Source organism: Halodurantibacterium daqingense (assembly GCF_042666235.1).
In the GTDB taxonomy this organism is placed as follows: Bacteria; Pseudomonadota; Alphaproteobacteria; order Rhodobacterales; family Rhodobacteraceae; genus Halodurantibacterium; species Halodurantibacterium daqingensis.
The window spans coordinates 470,039-486,354 of the sequence record NZ_JBHTFQ010000001.1; the positions used below are offsets into that span (position 1 = coordinate 470,039).

Sequence of the window (16,316 nt, forward strand, 5' to 3'; positions counted from 1 at the left end):
AAGGGCGAGGAGGGGGGCGCGACGCTCGGGCCCCGGCGGGGCCGTCGCGCCGCGCCGCTGCCGCGGAGGGCCAAGGCCGCGCGCCACTGACCCCCGGATCCGCCCCTGTTGCGAGCGATATTCCGCGGTCGCCATCCGGCGACCGGCCCTGTCGCCGTTCAGTCCTTCAGTTTCGCGTGAACCTCGTCCAGATCGACCTCGGAGAGCGGCATCTTGTTGCCGGGGTTCTCGAAGTCGTATTTGAACAGCTGGAAATCGCGTTTGTAGATTTCGTAGACGAGGTGCATCGACAGGTCGTCGAAATAGGCCTCGACCGGATGCGCGCGCTTGGGGCCATGGCCTTCCGATTCGTTGAAGCGCGGAATGGTGGCGAGATCGACCTTGTGCGGCGTCTCGGTCCTGTCGAGGACCGTCTGCATGCCCTCGTTGAACTTCTCGGTGAAGAAGATGTGGTCATATCGCCCGCCATTGGCGATGAACGTCGCGACATGGCCCGACATTGCCGACCAGTGGATATCGGGTTCCATCGGTTTCTTCCAGCGAATGGTGTCACGGGCGAACAGCAGGAAGCGCCGGAAGCTGGCGATCTGGTCGAACTCCTGCTTGCCGTCGTCTCCGCCGACCTCGATGCCGTAGCGATGAATCAGCTGTGGCACCATGTTGCCGCGATAGCGCCGGCCGTTGCGCTGGATGCCGCATATCTTGTCGAAGAACGAAGACAGGATGCGCGTGTAGGGGTTGCGCACGCAGGTGAAGGCGAAGGACTTGTGCGCCTTGACGTTCGCGGTGATGCGTGGCTGGCTGTCCTCCATCGACCATTTGTGCAGACCGGAGGTGGCATCATGGATGTCTCCGTCGAAGAACACTCCGTGATCGGAGTAATACATGATCTGCCCGATGGTCGAGCAGGCGCATTTCGGGACGACGCGATAGACCATGCTTTCGCTTTGCGTCATCCAAGTACCGGGAAACCCCATGAAACCTTTGCCTCCGAAGTGGGAACCGTGACAACACGGATGCAATCAGACTTGAACACAAACAATTACTGTCATTTCAAGGAGTGATCACGCTATTCATGGCAACAATCAAGTCAAGGTTGCCGGTTCGGATTGTTTTTTCATGGCCCAGATTGCATTCATCCTGTTGTGTCACAAGGATCCGGAGGGGATCATCGCCCAGGCAAGGCGGTTGACCGCTGCCGGCGATTATCTTGCCATCCACTTTGATGGCAACGCAAGTTCCGACGATTACGCGCGGCTGCGCGAGGCTTTGGACGGCAACCCCTCCGTCACCTTCGCGCGCCGGCGCGCGAAATGTGGCTGGGGCGAATGGTCGCTTGTCCAGGCGACGCTGAACGCGGTGGAGGCGGCTGTCGCGGCCTTCCCGCGGGCGTCGCATTTCTACATGCTGTCGGGCGACTGCATGCCGATCAAGTCGGCGCGATACGTGCGTGAATTCCTCGATGCAGACGATGTGGACTATATCGAGAGTTTTGATTTCTTCAAATCGGACTGGATCAAGACCGGCATCAAGCGCGAGCGGCTGATTTATCGTCACTACTTCAACGAGCGCAAGAACAAGTGGCTGTTCTACGCCTCGATGAACCTGCAGCAGCGCCTGGGGCTCGAGCGTGACATTCCTGCCGATATCGAGGTGATGATCGGGTCGCAATGGTGGTGCCTGCGCCGGCAGACCATCGAGGCGATCCTGACTTTCATCCGCAGCCGGCGCGACGTGATGCGCTTTTTCCGCACTACCTGGATCCCGGACGAGACATTCTTCCAGACTCTGGTGCGCCATCTGGTGCCTGACCGCGAGATCCGGACTCGGACGCTCACGTTCCTGCTGTTTTCCGACTATGGCATGCCGGCCGTGTTCTATGACGATCAGTTCGATCTGCTGATCAGCCAGAACTATCTGTTTGCCCGCAAGATTTCGCCGGACGCAAAGCGTCTGAAGGCGCAGCTGGCAGAGCTTTATGTCACGCCGGACGCGCAATTCCAGATCTCGGACGAAGGGCGCAACCTGTACAGGTTCCTGACGGGACGCGGCCGCGTCGGGCGGCGCTTTGCGCCGCGCTTCTGGGAATCCGAGGCAAGCCTGGGCCGCGAACGTGAACTGATGGTGATCGTGTGCAAGAAGTGGCATGTCGCCAAGCGGCTGACCGAGCGGATCCGGCAGATGACCGACGTCCCGGCGCTGGATTATCTGTTCAACGAGGATGCGGCAGAGCTTCCCGATCTGGGTGGCATCCAGACCACGTTGAGCAAAAGGACGAGGCACCGCCGCGCGCTGATGCGGATGCTGTTCGATTACCACGGCACGAACCGGATGGTGATCTGCATAGATCCGGCCAATATCGAACTGCTGCACGATTTCTGTTCCGATCGCTGCACCACACGGATCATCGAGATCCAGTGCAGCTTCAGCGACGACTATCTGGCCGGCCACGCCCAGCGGGTGGGGCTTGCGGGGCCTGCGACTCCGCCGGAAACTCTCGCGCGCCTGCTGCCGACGATCAGGTTCGACATGCGGTTTGAAAGCGAGCAGATTCGCGATGCCGATTTCCCGAACCTCACGCGGCTGCGCGAGGACGGCCCCCCGGAGGAAAACGCGACTGCGCTGGGCCGGTTTCTGGACATGCCGGCGGATCAGGCGCAAACCCTGCTGCAGATCGACTATCTTTTCACGGATTGACCGGAGGACGAATGAGCTACGTTTATGACGATCAGAACATCTTTGCGCGAATCCTGCGCGGCGAGATCCCGAACAAGACGGTGCTTGAAACCGGGCACAGCCTTGCCTTCGAGGATATCGCGCCGCAAGCGCCGCACCATGTTCTGGTGATTCCGAAGGGGCGCTATGTGAACTATGACCACTTCGCGCTTGAGGCGACCGAGGCCGAGATCGTCGACTTTACCCGCACCATCGGCGCCGTCTGCAAGATGTTGGGCGTGCAGCCTTCGCGGGACGGGCAGGGATATCGGTTGATTTCGAATTGCGGCGCCCACGGCGTGCAGGAAGTGCCGCATCTGCACGTGCACATCCTGGGCGGGCGGGTTCTGGGGCGGATGCTTCAGCCGGCCTGACCGGCGCAGATCACGTGGCGGCGCCACCCACCCGGGCGCCGGAGCGCCGTGGTGAGAGGCGCCAAGGGCTGGGCGTGCAGGCGCCTGCCGCTCAGGCCGCCTTTCCGCTGCCGGCCCCGGCGGTGGTCAGCGCCACGAAAACATCCTCCAGATGCGCCTCCTCGGTGGCCACGTCCCGGATGGTGATGCCTGCCAGCCGCACCGCGTCCAGCACCGCATTCGCAGTAGTTTCGCGGCGGCGGTAGTGGAAGGCCAGGCTGCCGTCACGGCGGCGGTCAAGGCTGACGCCCGGTGGCAGCGCGATCTTTGCGGGGGCGGGGCCGTCCGGGGTAATGACAAGGGTCTTGCCGTCCATGCGTGCCACCAGCGCTTCGGTTCGGTCGCGCACGATCACCTGACCGTGGTTGATGATGGCGATCTCGTCGCACATCTGTTCGGCCTCTTCGAGATAGTGCGTGGTGAGGATGATGGTCATGCCGCGTTCGTTCAGCTTGCGCACGTTCTGCCACAGCATCTGGCGCAGCTCGATGTCAACGCCGGCGGTGGGTTCGTCCAGCACCAGGATCTGGGGGTGATGGACCAGCGCCTTGCCCAATAGCAGCCGCCGCTTCATGCCGCCCGAAAGGCTGCGGGCATAGGCATCGGCCTTGTCGGACAGTCCGATCAGTTCCAGTATCTCGTCCGTGCGGCGCTGGCTGGCCGGAACCCCGTAAAGCCCCGCCTGCACCTCGAGCGCGGCCCGCGGGGTGAAGAACGGGTCCATGTTCAGTTCTTGCGGCATGACGCCGATCGCGGCCCGGCTCTGGCGCGGGTTCACATCCTGATCGAAGCCCCAGATCCGCACGCGGCCCGATGTCTTGCGCACCAGGCCCGCCATGATGTTGATCATCGTGGATTTGCCGGCGCCGTTCGGCCCCAGCAGGCCAAAGATCGACCCGGCAGGAATTGCAAGATCCACCCCCTTCAGAGCCTCGTGCGGGGCGCTGCCCTTGGTGCCGCCATAGGTCTTGCGCAGGGCCTCGATCTCGATGGCGTTGGTCTGGGGCGTGGCAGGGGTCACGGGAAATCCTCCGGGAAGTGGCGCCGGCGGGACTTGCCCGCACCGCGCCAATCGCTATCATGCACCCGGACTTAAGGCGCTTTGGCGCCCGCGACAAGGAACGGACCTGAACATGCGCAAGACCGCCCCGCTTTCGCCGCCGGAAACCCAGATCGTTTCCACCTATCGCGTGTGCTGCGACGGGGGTGAGGGCGCGCTGGGCCACCCGCGCGTCTGGATGCCGATCCCGCATGATGTGGGCTGGGTTGATTGCGGCTATTGCGACAAGCGGTTCGTGCATGCCGATCATGTCGCCCAGCACGAGGCCTACATGGCCGCCCTTGCCAAGGATGACCCCGCCGCGGCCTGATCCGCACCCCCGTCTGCCCCTCCCGGTCCGGCTCTGACCCAGGGCGGCCGCCTTCCCCCCAGAGCCCGGGAGTACGCGATGACATTCGGCAAGGGCAGCCATCTGCATCTGATCGACGGTTCGGCCTTCATCTTTCGGGCCTATCACGCCCTGCCGCCGCTGACGCGCAAATCCGACGGGCTGCCGGTGGGCGCGGTGGCCGGTTTCTGCAACATGCTGTTTCGCTATATCGAGGGCAATTCTGGCCCCGATGCGCCCACCCATGCGGCGGTGATCTTCGACTATTCGTCGAAGACCTTCCGGAACGAGCTTTATCCGCTCTACAAGGCCCATCGCCCGGAACCGCCCGAGGATCTGCGCCCGCAGTTCAGCCTGACGCGGGATGCGACCCGCGCGTTCAACATCCCCTGCGTCGAGGTCGAGGATTATGAGGCCGACGACATCATCGCCACCCTGTCCTGCCAAGCGCGCGACGCGGGCGGGCGGGTCACGATCATCTCGTCGGACAAGGATCTGATGCAGCTCGTCGGGGACGGGGTCGAGATGTTCGATGCCATGAAGAACAAGCGCATCGACCGCGAAGAGGTGTTCGAGAAGTTCGGCGTCTATCCCGAAAAGGTGGTCGATGTGCAGGCGCTGGCCGGCGACAGCGTGGACAACATTCCCGGCGCGCCGGGGATCGGGGTCAAGACCGCCGCGCTGCTGATCAACGAATATGGCGATCTGGAGACGCTTCTGGAACGGGCGGGCGAGATCAAGCAGCCCAAGCGCCGGCAGGTGCTGCAGGACCACGCGGAACAGATCCGCATCTCGCGCAAGCTGGTGGAACTGCATTGCGACATGCCGGTGCCGGTTACGCTGGAGGAGCTTGAGGTCCGCCGTCCGGATCCGCAGGTGCTGACCGAATTCCTCAACCTGATGGAGTTCCGCACCCTTACCAAGCGGGTTGCCGAAAAGCTGGGCGTGGATGCGCCGCTGCCGTCGCCCGTCCCGGTGGCCGAGGCCCCGGGCGCGCCGGCGCCGGTTCCTTCGCTTGAACAGCTTCCCTTCGATCACGCCGCCTATACCTGCATCCGGGACGAGCCGACGCTGGCGGAGTGGATCGGCATGATCCGCGAACGCGGCTATGTGGCGGTGGATACCGAGACGACGGGCCTTGATGACATGCGCGCCGAACTGGTGGGCATCTGCCTTTGCGTGGCTCCGGGCCAGGCGGCCTATGTGCCCCTGGCCCATCGCACCGGGTCCGGCGATCTGTTCGGTGCCAGCACGCTTGTCGAGGGGCAGATCCCGATGCAGGCGGCGCTGGATGCGCTGCGCCCGGTGCTCGAGGATCCGGCGATCCTCAAGATCGGGCAGAACATGAAATACGACAGCAAGATCCTGTCGCGCTATGGCATCACGGTCGCGCCGATCGACGATACGATGCTCATGTCCTATGCCATGCATTCGGGCCTGCACGGGCACGGGATGGATACGCTGGCCGAGCAGTATCTGTCGCACAGCTGCATCCCGATCAAATCGCTTCTGGGCGGCGGCAAGTCGGCGATCACCTTCGATCTTGTGCCGATCGAGGAGGCCGTGAAATACGCGGCCGAGGATGCGGACGTGACCCTGCGGCTGTGGCAGATGTTCAAGCCGCAGTTGCACCAGGTGCGGGTCACCACGGTTTACGAAACGCTGGAACGCCCACTGGTGCCGGTGCTGGCCGAGATGGAGCGCACGGGCATCCGCGTGGATCGCGACGTGCTCTCGCGCATGTCCAACGCCTTTTCGCAGAAGATGGCCGCGCTTGAGGCCGAGATCCACGAACTGGCCGGCTGCACCTTCAACATCGGTTCGCCCAAGCAGCTGGGTGAGATTCTCTTTGACCAGATGAGCCTGCAGGGCGGAAAGAAGGGCAAGACCGGCGCCTATGGCACGGGCGCCGATGTGCTCGAGGATCTGGCCGCCGAGGGGCACGACTTGCCGGCGCGGGTGCTGGACTGGCGGCAGCTTTCCAAGCTCAAAAGCACCTATACCGATGCGCTGCAGGACCATATCCACCCGGAAACCGGCCGGGTGCACACCTGCTATTCCATCGCGGGGGCGAATACGGGCAGGCTCGCCTCGACCGATCCCAACCTGCAGAACATCCCGATCAGGTCCGAGGAAGGCCGCCGCATCCGCACCGCCTTCGTTGCCGATCCCGGCAAGAAGCTGATCGCACTGGATTACAGCCAGATCGAGTTGCGGATCCTCGCGCATATGGCCGACATCCCCGCCCTGCGCGAAGCGTTCCGTCAGGGCCATGACATCCATGCCATGACTGCGTCGGAAATGTTCAACGTGCCCCTGGCAGGGATGGATCCGTCGATTCGCCGGCAGGCCAAGGCGATCAACTTCGGCGTGATCTACGGGATTTCGGGCTTCGGGCTTGCCCGCAACCTGCGCATCCCGCGCGATCAGGCGCAGAAGTTCATCGACACCTATTTCGAACGCTTCCCGGGCATCCGCGACTATATGGACAAGACGGTATCCGAGGCGCGGGAACAGGGTTTCGTCACGACGCTTTTCGGCCGCAAGATCCACACGCCCGAGATCAATTCCAAGGGCCCCACCGCCGGCTTCGCGCGCCGCGCCGCGATCAACGCGCCGATTCAGGGCAGTGCCGCCGACATCATCCGCCGCGCCATGGTGCGTATGCCCGATGCCATAGCGCGTCTTCCCGCGAAGATGCTTCTGCAGGTCCATGACGAACTGCTGTTCGAGGTCGAGGAAACGGCGGTCGAGGAAACCATCGCCGTCGTGCGTGGCGTCATGGAGCGGGCGGCCGAACCCGTGGTGCGGCTGGCTGTGCCGCTCGTCGTCGATGCCGGCCAGGGAGACAGCTGGGCCGAGGCCCACTAGCGCGCCTGCAGCGGCCCATGCGCCTGCGGGGTTGCCTAACGCGCCGGCGCCTGCGGCCGGGGTGTACGGTTCCGGCGCGGATGGCGGGCACGTGCCGCCTCGCCGAGACCGGGAACCTCGTCTTGCTCCAGTTCGAACGGCACGAGGACGGCAGCCGCACCAATGGCCCGCCTCCCGCTGGCCGGGCGTTGGGCCTGCCAGTGCGGGGCCGCAGGCAGGGCGCGGCGTGGTTCCGGCCCTTCCCTTCGCGCCATAGGGGACCTTGCCGCGGCACATTCTGGCGCTGAACATCAAACCCCTTGTGGCGGAGGCTTCCGCCTGCCAGGGGCTCAGGTCAGATCGGCCGAGGGGATAAGGGGAAAGAACAGGCCGTCGGACCAGAGTCCGAACCAGCTTGCCCCGTCATGATCCGCATGGCTGCCGATCTCGATCAGGCGATAGAAGCTCTTGCGGTCGATACGGGCCTCAAGCCCGTCCCGCACCAGCACATAGGGCACGGGTTCGCCCCCGGCCTCTGCCAGCCGCAGCGGGTTGTCCGGCCCTGCCGTCACCCGGTCACCCACATTCGTGACGAAGGTCACGCGCTGGTCCCGGCCGCTGCCGTCACGCTCGAAATCCACCGCGATGAAGGGCACATCCTCGACCGTGATCCCGACCTTCTCGACCGGGGTGACCAGAAAGTACTTGTCGCCGTCCTTGCGCAGGATGGTCGAAAACAATCGCACCATCGCAGGGCGGCCGATCGGTGTGCCTTCATGGAACCAGGTGCCGTCACGCGCGATCCGCATGTCCAGATCGCCGCAAAACGGCGGGTTCCAAAGATGCACTGGCGGCAGACCGTTCTTTCCGGCCTCTTGCGCGGCGCTCAGCAGGTTTTGCGTATTCTGTGTCACGATCATTTGTCCCGACGTGCTTTCTGGACCGGACGCGCTATGCCATAGATGGCATTACGGCTCCATATAGCACCGAGGGGAGAAATGTCATGGTCGATGCCACCGCGCTGATCACCGAGATCGAGAGCTTGGGCGAAAAGCTTGCGGCGGCGAAGGCCAGCATCAATCGCCGGTTCATCGGGCAGACCCGGGTGGTGGATCTTACACTGGGTGCGATGCTCTGCGGGGGGCATGCGCTGCTGATCGGCCTGCCGGGGCTGGGCAAGACGCGGCTTGTGGACACGCTTGCCACCGTCATGGGGCTGCACGGCAACCGCATCCAGTTCACGCCCGATCTCATGCCGGCAGATATCCTGGGGTCGGAAGTGCTCGAGACCGCCGCCGACGGCAGCCGGGCCTTCCGTTTCATCCCGGGGCCGATCTTCTGCCAGATCCTCATGGCGGACGAGATCAACCGCGCGAGTCCCCGCACGCAATCGGCCCTTCTGCAGGCGATGCAGGAACGCGAGGTCACGATCGCCGGCCAGCATCGCGCGCTGGGCCATCCGTTTCATGTTCTGGCGACCCAGAACCCGCTGGAACAGGAAGGCACTTATCCGCTGCCCGAGGCGCAGCTGGACCGGTTCCTGGTGCAGATCGATGTTGCCTATCCCGATCGGACTACCGAACGGGACATCCTGCTGGCCACCACCGGCGTGCAGGAGGACGAGGTGCATCAGGTCTTCACCGCGGCCGAGCTTCTGGCGGCACAGACCGTGTTGCGCCGAATGCCGGTGGGAGAGGCAGTGGTCGAGCGGATCCTTGATCTGGTCCGCGCCTGCCGCCCGCAGGAACCCGAAGCCGCGGCCGTCGTGCGCGAAACGGTCAGCTGGGGGCCGGGGCCGCGCGCGGCGCAGGCGCTGATGCTGATGGTGCGGGCGCGGGCGCTTCTGGACGGTCGGCTTGCACCCTCGCTGGATGATGTCCACGACATGGCTGCGCCGGTCTTGTCGCATCGCATGGCGCTGGGCTTTGCCGCGCGGGCGCAGGGTGTGCGGCTGGCTGATGTCATCACCCAGGTGGCCGAGGAAACCGGTCGTTCCGGGCTTGCGGCATAATGATGGCAGGCGTCACGGATCAGGCCGATGGGCAGATGGGGCGGTCACCGCGGCGCGCCGAGGCCGAGGCGCTCTCTCTCGGCCTGCCGGCGCTTCTGGCCGAGGCCGAGCATCTTGCCGCGACCCTGATCCTTGGCGAACATGGCCGCCGCCGCGCGGGCGCCGGCAACGAGTTCTGGCAGTATCGTCCGGCCACCGCCGGCGACGGCGTCCGCAGTATAGACTGGCGCCGCTCGGCCCGGTCGGACCAGCCCTATGTGCGCGAGCGCGAATGGCAGGCGGCGCAGTCCGTCTCGCTCTGGCTGGACGAAGCGCAGTCGATGGGCTTTTCCGGAAGCATTGCGCGGCCTGCCAAGGCGGATCGCGTGCGCCTTCTGGGCCTGGCGCTGGCAATCCTGTTGCTTCGGGGCGGCGAACGGGTGGGCCTGTTGCCGGATCTTCCACCCCGGTCGGGGCGCAACCAGATCGCGGGGCTGGTGGCCGCGCTGGGCCGGACTGCATCGGCGGACTACGGCGTGCCGGATGTTGCCGCGCTTGCACCCCGGTCGCGCGCGGTGTTCCTGTCGGATTTCCTGGGGGATATGGCGCCGGTCGAACGGGCGCTGGCGATGGCCGCCGACCGGGGCGTGCGTGGGGTGCTGATGCAGGTGCTGGACCCGGTCGAGGAGCTGTTTCCCTACGCGGGACGCACGATCTTCGAAAGCATGAGCGGCGCCCTTTCGCATGAAACCCGCAAGGCGGGCGATCTGCGGCGGAAGTATCTGGACCGGCTGGCCGAGCGGAAGGCGCACCTGGCGGATCTCGCCCGTGCGGCCGGGTGGCACTTTGGCGGCCATCACACCGGCGACAGCGCCCAATCGACGCTTCTGTGGCTTTATCGTGCGATGGAGCACCCCCGCTGATGCTGTCGCTTGGTCCAGTCGGCTTCACCGCGCCCCTGCTTCTTGGTGCTCTGATCCTTCTGCCGGTGATCTGGTTCCTGCTGCGGGCAATCCCCCCAGCACCGATCCGGCGGCGCTTTCCAGGGGTCGCCCTGCTGCTGGGGCTTCGCGATGACGACCAGCAGGCGGACAAGACGCCCTGGTGGCTCTTGCTGTTGCGCACTGTCGCGGTGGCGGCGCTGATCCTCGGGTTCGCGGGTCCGGTCCTGAACCCGCAGGAACCCTGGGCAGGCCAGGGGCCGCTTCTGGTCCTGCTGGATGGCACCTGGGCTGACGCGCGCGACTGGCCCGCCCGACAGGAACGTGTCGCCGCGGTGCTGTCCGAAGCGGGCCGCGCCGCGCGACCGGTCGCGGTCGTGGTGCTGACCGATCTGCCGGTGGGCGGGGCGGAGTTTCTACCCGCGGATGTCTGGGCCGGTCGCATTGCCGGCCTTTCGCCTGCCGCCTGGGAACCCGATGCCGAGGCCGTCGCCGAATGGGCCGCCGCCCTGCCCGAGGGGGGCGAGACCTACTGGCTTTCGGACGGGCTTGCGCGCGATGGCAGGGCGCCACTTCTTGCGGCGCTTGAGGCGCGCGGCCCCGTCACCGTGTTCGAAAGCCCGCGCCCGCTCTTGGCGCTGCGCCCGGCGGGATTTGAGGATGGGGAAATCCATCTTACCGCGCTGCGCAGCCCGGCGGCCGACGCGGCCAGCGTAACGGTGACCGCCCATGGCCCTGACCCTGCGGGGATTGAACGGGAACTGGCGCGGGTGAACATGGCCTTTGCCGCAGGGGGCGCCGAGGCCCGCGCGACGCTGGATCTTCCGACCGAGTTGCGCAACCGCATCCTGCGTTTTCAGATCGAAGCGCAGCGTTCGGCGGCAGCGGTCAGCCTTGCCGATGACAGTCTGCGCCAGCGCAAGGTGGCTTTGATCGCCGGTGCTGCCGATCGCGAGGGGCTGGAGCTTCTGTCGCCGCTGCATTACCTGCGGCAGGCGCTGGATCCTGTTGCCGAACTGATCGAGAGCAGCCTGTCGGATGCCCTTCTGGCCGCGCCGGATGTGATTATCCTGGCCGATGTCGCGCGGCTGGGCATGGCCGATGGCGACGCCTTGCACGACTGGGTCGAACGCGGCGGGTTGCTGCTGCGCTTTGCCGGCCCGCGCCTTGCCGCAAGCGATCTGGCACGGACCGAGGAAGATCCGCTCCTGCCTGTGCGGCTGCGCGCCGGCGGGCGGGCCGTTGGCGGCACGATGAGCTGGGGCGAGCCGCAGGGTCTGCGTCCCTTTCCGGAAGGCTCGCCCTTCCATGGTCTGGCAGTTCCGCCCGATGTCACGGTCTCGGCGCAGGTTGTGGCCCAGCCCGATCCGGCGCTGGCCGAACGCACCATCGCAGCCCTGGCGGATGGGACGCCCCTTGTGACCCGCAAGCCGCTGGGCGAGGGGCAGGTGGTTCTGGTGCATGTCACCGCCAACGCCGAATGGTCCTCGATCCCGCTGTCGGGGCTATTCGTGCAGATGCTGGAACGGCTTGCGGTTTCGACGCGGCCCGCCGCGCCCGAGGCCGGGGATCTCTCCGGTGTCACCTGGGTGGCGGACCGGGTTCTGGATGCTTTTGGCGGCCTGGCCGATGCCGGACGGATGAGTGGGATCGACGGGGCGCTGCTGGCCGCAGGGCGGCCCGGGCCGATGATGCCGCCGGGCCTTTACGCGGCGGATGACCGACGGGTGGCCCTGAACGTCATTGCCTCGGACACCAGGCTTGCGCCGGCACAGTGGCCGGATCGGATTCAGGTGGAAGGCATGGCGGAACAGGCCGAGCGCGGCCTGAAGGGTGTGCTTCTGACCCTGGCACTGGGCCTGTTCGCGATCGATGTCCTGGCGGCGCTCGCCGTTTCGGGGCGGCTGGGCCGCGGCGCGCGGACCGCTTCGGTGCTGCTGGTTCTGGCTGCCCTCGCCTGGCCCGCGGGGCCAGCGCAGGCCGACGAGGCCCGTGCGATCGAGGCGACGCGGGAACTGGTGCTGGCCTATGTGGTCACCGGTGATGCGCAGATTGACCGCGTCTCGGAAGCGGGCCTGCGCGGCCTGTCCCGACGGCTGCTGGAGCGCACATCGGTCGAGCCGGCGGCCCCGGTCGCCGTTGATCTGGAAACGGATGAACTGGCGTTCTTCCCCTTCCTGTACTGGCCCGTGACCGAAGCTCAGCCGATCCCGTCCGACCGGGCCTATGCGCAGTTGAACCAGTTCCTGCGTACCGGCGGGATGATCCTGTTCGATACCCGCGATGCCGATGTGGCCGGCTATGGCGGCGGAACGCCTGCGGGGCGGCATCTGCAGACGCTCGCTGCGCCCCTCGACATTCCGCCGCTTGAACCGCTGCCGGACGATCATGTGCTGACCCGGACCTTCTACCTGCTTTCGGATTTCCCGGGCCGCCACATGGGGCGCGGCATCTGGGTGGAGGCGGCCCCCGCCGATGCCGAGGCGGTCGAGGGCATGCCCTTTCGCAACCTCAATGACGGGGTGACGCCGGTGGTGATCGGCGGCAATGACTGGGCCGCGGCCTGGGCGATCGACGATCGCGGCCTCCCGCTTCTGCCGGTCGGGCGCGGCTATGGCGGCGAACGTCAGCGCGAGATGGCCTATCGCTTCGGCATCAACCTGATCATGTATGTGCTCACCGGGAACTACAAATCCGATCAGGTGCATGTGCCCGCACTTCTGGAAAGGCTTGGCCAGTGAACGGCGACATTCTTCTTGATCCGCTGGTGCCCTGGCCGGTGATCTGGGGCGCGGCGGGGGTGGCGCTGCTGCTGGTGGGGCTTGCGCTCTGGCAGGGGCTTTCTGGTTGGTGGCTGCGCGGACTGGCGGCACTTGCACTGCTGGCGGCGCTGGCCAATCCCTCGCTCCAGAGCGAAGAGCGGATGGGTCAGAGTGACATCGCGCTGATCCTGGTGGATGAGAGCGCAAGCCAGTCGCTGTCGGACCGTCCCGCGCAACTTGCCGCGGCCCTGGACCACCTGGCGGCCCGGATCGGCGCGTTGGAGAACATGGACCTGCGGGTGATCCGGCTGGGTGACGGCGAGGGCGACAGCGGAACCCGCGCCATGACCGCCCTGCAAGAGGCCCTGGCCGGCGAGCCGCGCAGCCGGATCGCCGGTGCGATCCTGCTGACCGACGGGCAGGTGCATGACATGGAGCTTGCCCCCGACCTTCCCGCACCGCTGCACGTGTTGCTGACCGGGCGCGGCGAGGATTGGGACCGGCGGCTGATCGTACGCAACGCCCCCGCCTTTGCCATTCTTGGCGAACCGGTCGCGCTGACATTGCGGATCGAGGATCAGGGCGTGGTGCCCCCCGATGTCGCGGGAAGGGCCGAGCTGTCGATCTCGATCGACGGCGGTGCGCCGCAGGTCTTTGCCGTGCCTGTAGGGCAGGATCTCCAGCTGCCGGTCACGCTTGAGCGGGGCGGAATGAATGTGTTGCAGTTCGAGGTGGCGGCACAGCCCGGCGAATTGACCGACCGGAACAATGCCGCCGTGGTGCAGATCAACGGCGTGCGTGACCGGCTGCGGGTGCTGCTTGTCTCGGGCGAGCCTCACGCCGGAGAACGTGTCTGGCGCAACCTTCTGAAATCCGATGCGGCGGTCGATCTTGTGCATTTCACGATCCTGCGCCCGCCGGAAAAGCAGGATGGCGTGCCTGTGTCGGAACTGTCGCTGATCGCCTTTCCCACGCGTGAACTGTTCGTGGAGAAGATCGAGGAATTCGATCTGATCATCTTCGACCGCTATCGCCGGCGGGGCATCCTGCCGGGCGCCTATTTCGACAATATCCGCGATTATGTCCTGCGCGGTGGCGCGCTTCTGGTGGCGGCGGGGCCGGAATATGGCTCGGCCGACAGTATCTACCGCACCGGGCTTGCCGATATCCTGCCGGGCCTGCCCTCTGCCCGCATCATCGAGCGGGGTTTTGTCCCGCAGGTGACGGATCTGGGTGCCCGGCATCCGGTGACCAGCGGTCTGGCCGAGATGTGGTCGCACCCCGACGCTGATGGCGATGCCGACGAAGGCGCCCCCTGGGGCCGCTGGTTCCGCCTGATCGACCTCAGCGCTCAGGGGCAGGTGGTCATGTCGGGGGCGGATGATCGGCCGCTTCTGCTGCTGGACCGGGCGGGAGAGGGCCGCGTCGCGACGCTTGCTTCGGATCATGCCTGGCTTTGGGGGCGGGGGCATGAAGGCGGCGGCCCGCAGCTTGAACTGCTGCGCCGCCTTGCCCACTGGATGATGAAAGAACCCGAGCTGGAGGAAGAGGCGCTGACCGCGACGGCGCGGGGGCAGGTGATGACGGTTACCCGGCGCACATTGGCCGAAACCGCAGCCGATGTCACCGTCACCGCCCCGGATGGCACCGAAACGGTACTGCCGCTCGCCGAGATTGCCCCCGGCCGCTTTGTCGTCGATTGGGAAGCTCCGGCGATGGGGCTTTACCGGCTGACCGATGGCACGCTCGATGCGGTGGTGGCGCTGGGCCCCTCGGCCCCGCGCGAATTCGAGCAGACGATCGCCACGCCCGATCTGCTTGCCCCGGTCGTGCAGGCAACGCGGGGCGGGGTCCAGCGGCTTGAGGACGGGCTGCCGGATGTGCGACTGGTCCGGGAAGGCCGCAGTGCCGCCGGCCGTGGCTGGATCGGCCTCACCCCGCGCGAGGCCTATCTCACCACCGATCTGAAGGTTTCGGCGCTGTTGCCGGCCTGGGCGTTCCTCTTGCTGGCGGCATCGCTGGCAATCGGGGCCTGGCTGCGCGAGGGCCGGCGCTGATCATTCGGCGGGGCGCACGAAGCGGTTCAGCACCACTTGCCGGATCTTGAGGTCGGGGCTTTCCTGCATCACGGTCTGGGCGACCAGATAGTCGCCCGGCGGCAGTTCCTCGGCGATCTTGGAGACCGACAGAGCCCCCTCGCCGTATTGCCGCGCGATCAGCCGCCCGTCGGCCGCGAAAAGAGCCAGCGTGAAGCTGTCGGACAATGTGCTGCCCTGTACGAGGACAAGGCTGGGTTCGGTCAGGCTGAAGCTGCTCCAATGGGTTCTTCCGGCCGTGACCGCGGTGGTCCGCGCCGACTGTCCCAGCGGCCCCAACGCCTCGATCGTCACATCGCTGTCCGCACCGGGAATGGCTTCGCCGGCATCGACAGCAGTGCGCAGCACCTCGGCCGGGTCCTGCACTGCAGCACTCAGCCTGTAGGGGCCGCCGCTGCCCTCGCCATAGGCGCGCACGCCGAGGCACAGCGTGCCGGGGCCGGCCTGAAGGCTTATGCGGCTGTCGGTTCCCTCGTGGTCGTCGTTTTCAAGGAACAGGCCGTTTTCATCGCTGACAGTCAGAACCGTGTCGAAGGCCTCGCTCTGCGCGTCGATCTGCAACATCACCGGTTCCGTCAGGACCAGCCGATGGGCGCGCGGCGCGTTGGGCAAGGCCGCGTCCTCGTGCTCAAGCCTGCCGGTGCTGCCAAGGCGGCCCATTTCCTGGGCCGATGCGCAGGCCCCGGCGGGCGAAAGGGGCGCCTCGGGTGCCGTGGGCGCCGGGCCTTCCTGCCCGGCCGGTTCCAGCGACAGCACGACAGCCGCCGCCTCGTCCTGAATCCCGCCCAGCAGTCGGACCTGCGCGCAATAGCCGCCGGGCTGCAGCGAAACCGTCAGCAGCGCATCGAGTCCGCCCGCGCTGTCATCGTCGTAGTCCACCATCTGCCCGTCGGCGCCGTAAAGCACCAGCACCGGGTCTGCGCCGTCGCGCGCCTGGGTGCGCAGGGTCAGTGCCTGCGCCTGCGTCATGGTAAAGTCGATGTAGCGCGGTTCGCCCCGCACCAGCCGCAGATCATGCTGCAGGGCCGCGAAACCGGCGGCAAGCGGCAGGGGCGCGCCGGATGTCAGGGCGGCGGGTTGGCCGCAAATCCCCTCGGCCGCAGCCGCCTGTGCTCCCAAGGCAAGCGGCACCGCCAGTGCCGCGGAAAGAAATCTGTTCAT

12 protein-coding genes are annotated in these 16,316 nt (G+C 66.2%); 8 read left to right on the forward strand and 4 right to left on the reverse strand.

The features are described from left to right. Positions 1-158: 158 nt before the first annotated feature. Positions 159-977, reverse strand: coding sequence for a sulfotransferase family protein (locus tag ACFQXB_RS02415; protein WP_377398531.1), 819 nt, complete (start codon positions 975-977; stop codon positions 159-161). A 142-nt stretch (positions 978-1,119) separates the two neighbouring features. Here ACFQXB_RS02415 and ACFQXB_RS02420 point away from each other — a divergent pair, with 142 nt between their 5' ends. Together ACFQXB_RS02420 and ACFQXB_RS02425 are read left to right on the forward strand one after the other, a co-directional pair. Beyond that, entirely contained in the window at positions 1,120-2,697 is a 1,578-nt protein-coding gene (locus ACFQXB_RS02420) for a DUF5928 domain-containing protein (RefSeq protein WP_377398534.1), read from the forward strand. Between the two features lie 11 nt (positions 2,698-2,708). Beyond that, positions 2,709-3,089: a histidine triad nucleotide-binding protein gene (locus ACFQXB_RS02425; protein WP_377398536.1), complete on the forward strand. Its 381-nt coding sequence runs from the start codon at positions 2,709-2,711 to the stop codon at positions 3,087-3,089. Between the two features lie 91 nt (positions 3,090-3,180). On the opposite strand, the gene ACFQXB_RS02430 is transcribed toward ACFQXB_RS02425, so the two are convergent. Continuing rightward, the gene (locus tag ACFQXB_RS02430; RefSeq protein ID WP_377398539.1) at positions 3,181-4,149 is read right to left on the reverse strand and encodes an ABC transporter ATP-binding protein; all 969 of its coding nucleotides are present in this window, start codon (positions 4,147-4,149) and stop codon (positions 3,181-3,183) included. Positions 4,150-4,261: 112 nt separating this feature from the next. Here ACFQXB_RS02430 and ACFQXB_RS02435 point away from each other — a divergent pair, with 112 nt between their 5' ends. Beyond that, positions 4,262-4,498, forward strand: a complete 237-nt coding sequence (locus ACFQXB_RS02435; protein WP_377398543.1) for a zinc-finger domain-containing protein — start codon at positions 4,262-4,264, stop codon at positions 4,496-4,498. Between the two features lie 78 nt (positions 4,499-4,576). Then, positions 4,577-7,387: a DNA polymerase I gene (gene polA, locus ACFQXB_RS02440; RefSeq protein WP_377398547.1), complete on the forward strand. Its 2,811-nt coding sequence runs from the start codon at positions 4,577-4,579 to the stop codon at positions 7,385-7,387. 329 nt (positions 7,388-7,716) lie between these two features. On the opposite strand, the gene ACFQXB_RS02445 is transcribed toward polA, so the two are convergent. Next, positions 7,717-8,286 (reverse strand): DUF1285 domain-containing protein, encoded by a 570-nt coding sequence (locus ACFQXB_RS02445; RefSeq protein WP_377398550.1) that lies wholly within the window; start codon positions 8,284-8,286, stop codon positions 7,717-7,719. An 83-nt stretch (positions 8,287-8,369) separates the two neighbouring features. Here ACFQXB_RS02445 and ACFQXB_RS02450 point away from each other — a divergent pair, with 83 nt between their 5' ends. From ACFQXB_RS02450 to ACFQXB_RS02465, 4 genes are read left to right on the forward strand one after another with little or no spacing between them, the layout of a single operon-like run. Continuing rightward, the gene (locus tag ACFQXB_RS02450) at positions 8,370-9,377 is read left to right on the forward strand and encodes an AAA family ATPase (RefSeq protein WP_377398553.1); all 1,008 of its coding nucleotides are present in this window, start codon (positions 8,370-8,372) and stop codon (positions 9,375-9,377) included. A 2-nt stretch (positions 9,378-9,379) separates the two neighbouring features. Beyond that, a complete protein-coding gene (locus tag ACFQXB_RS02455; protein ID WP_377398555.1) occupies positions 9,380-10,279 on the forward strand; it encodes a DUF58 domain-containing protein in 900 nt (299 codons plus the stop codon). Then, positions 10,279-13,038: a DUF4159 domain-containing protein gene (locus ACFQXB_RS02460; protein ID WP_377398558.1), complete on the forward strand. Its 2,760-nt coding sequence runs from the start codon at positions 10,279-10,281 to the stop codon at positions 13,036-13,038. Before ACFQXB_RS02455 ends, ACFQXB_RS02460 begins: the two co-directional genes overlap by 1 nt. Next, entirely contained in the window at positions 13,035-15,116 is a 2,082-nt protein-coding gene (locus ACFQXB_RS02465) for a hypothetical protein (RefSeq protein ID WP_377398561.1), read from the forward strand. The genes ACFQXB_RS02460 and ACFQXB_RS02465 overlap by 4 nt, the downstream gene beginning before the upstream one ends. Here the strand turns inward: ACFQXB_RS02465 and ACFQXB_RS02470 are convergent, their stop codons facing one another. After that, the gene (locus ACFQXB_RS02470) at positions 15,117-16,316 is read right to left on the reverse strand and encodes a hypothetical protein (RefSeq protein WP_377398564.1); all 1,200 of its coding nucleotides are present in this window, start codon (positions 16,314-16,316) and stop codon (positions 15,117-15,119) included.

Bases quoted from the DNA above. Each gene is read 5' to 3' on its own strand.
- ACFQXB_RS02415 (WP_377398531.1), bottom strand. From the start codon at position 977: ATGGGGTTTCCCGGTACTTGGATGACGCAAAGCGAAAGCATGGTCTAT.
- ACFQXB_RS02420 (WP_377398534.1), top strand. From the start codon at position 1,120: ATGGCCCAGATTGCATTCATCCTGTTGTGTCACAAGGATCCGGAGGGG.
- ACFQXB_RS02425 (WP_377398536.1), top strand. From the start codon at position 2,709: ATGAGCTACGTTTATGACGATCAGAACATCTTTGCGCGAATCCTGCGC.
- ACFQXB_RS02435 (WP_377398543.1), top strand. From the start codon at position 4,262: ATGCGCAAGACCGCCCCGCTTTCGCCGCCGGAAACCCAGATCGTTTCC.
- polA (WP_377398547.1), top strand. From the start codon at position 4,577: ATGACATTCGGCAAGGGCAGCCATCTGCATCTGATCGACGGTTCGGCC.
- ACFQXB_RS02445 (WP_377398550.1), bottom strand. From the start codon at position 8,286: ATGATCGTGACACAGAATACGCAAAACCTGCTGAGCGCCGCGCAAGAG.
- ACFQXB_RS02450 (WP_377398553.1), top strand. From the start codon at position 8,370: ATGGTCGATGCCACCGCGCTGATCACCGAGATCGAGAGCTTGGGCGAA.
- ACFQXB_RS02455 (WP_377398555.1), top strand. From the start codon at position 9,380: ATGGCAGGCGTCACGGATCAGGCCGATGGGCAGATGGGGCGGTCACCG.
- ACFQXB_RS02460 (WP_377398558.1), top strand. From the start codon at position 10,279: ATGCTGTCGCTTGGTCCAGTCGGCTTCACCGCGCCCCTGCTTCTTGGT.
- ACFQXB_RS02470 (WP_377398564.1), bottom strand. From the start codon at position 16,316: ATGAACAGATTTCTTTCCGCGGCACTGGCGGTGCCGCTTGCCTTGGGA.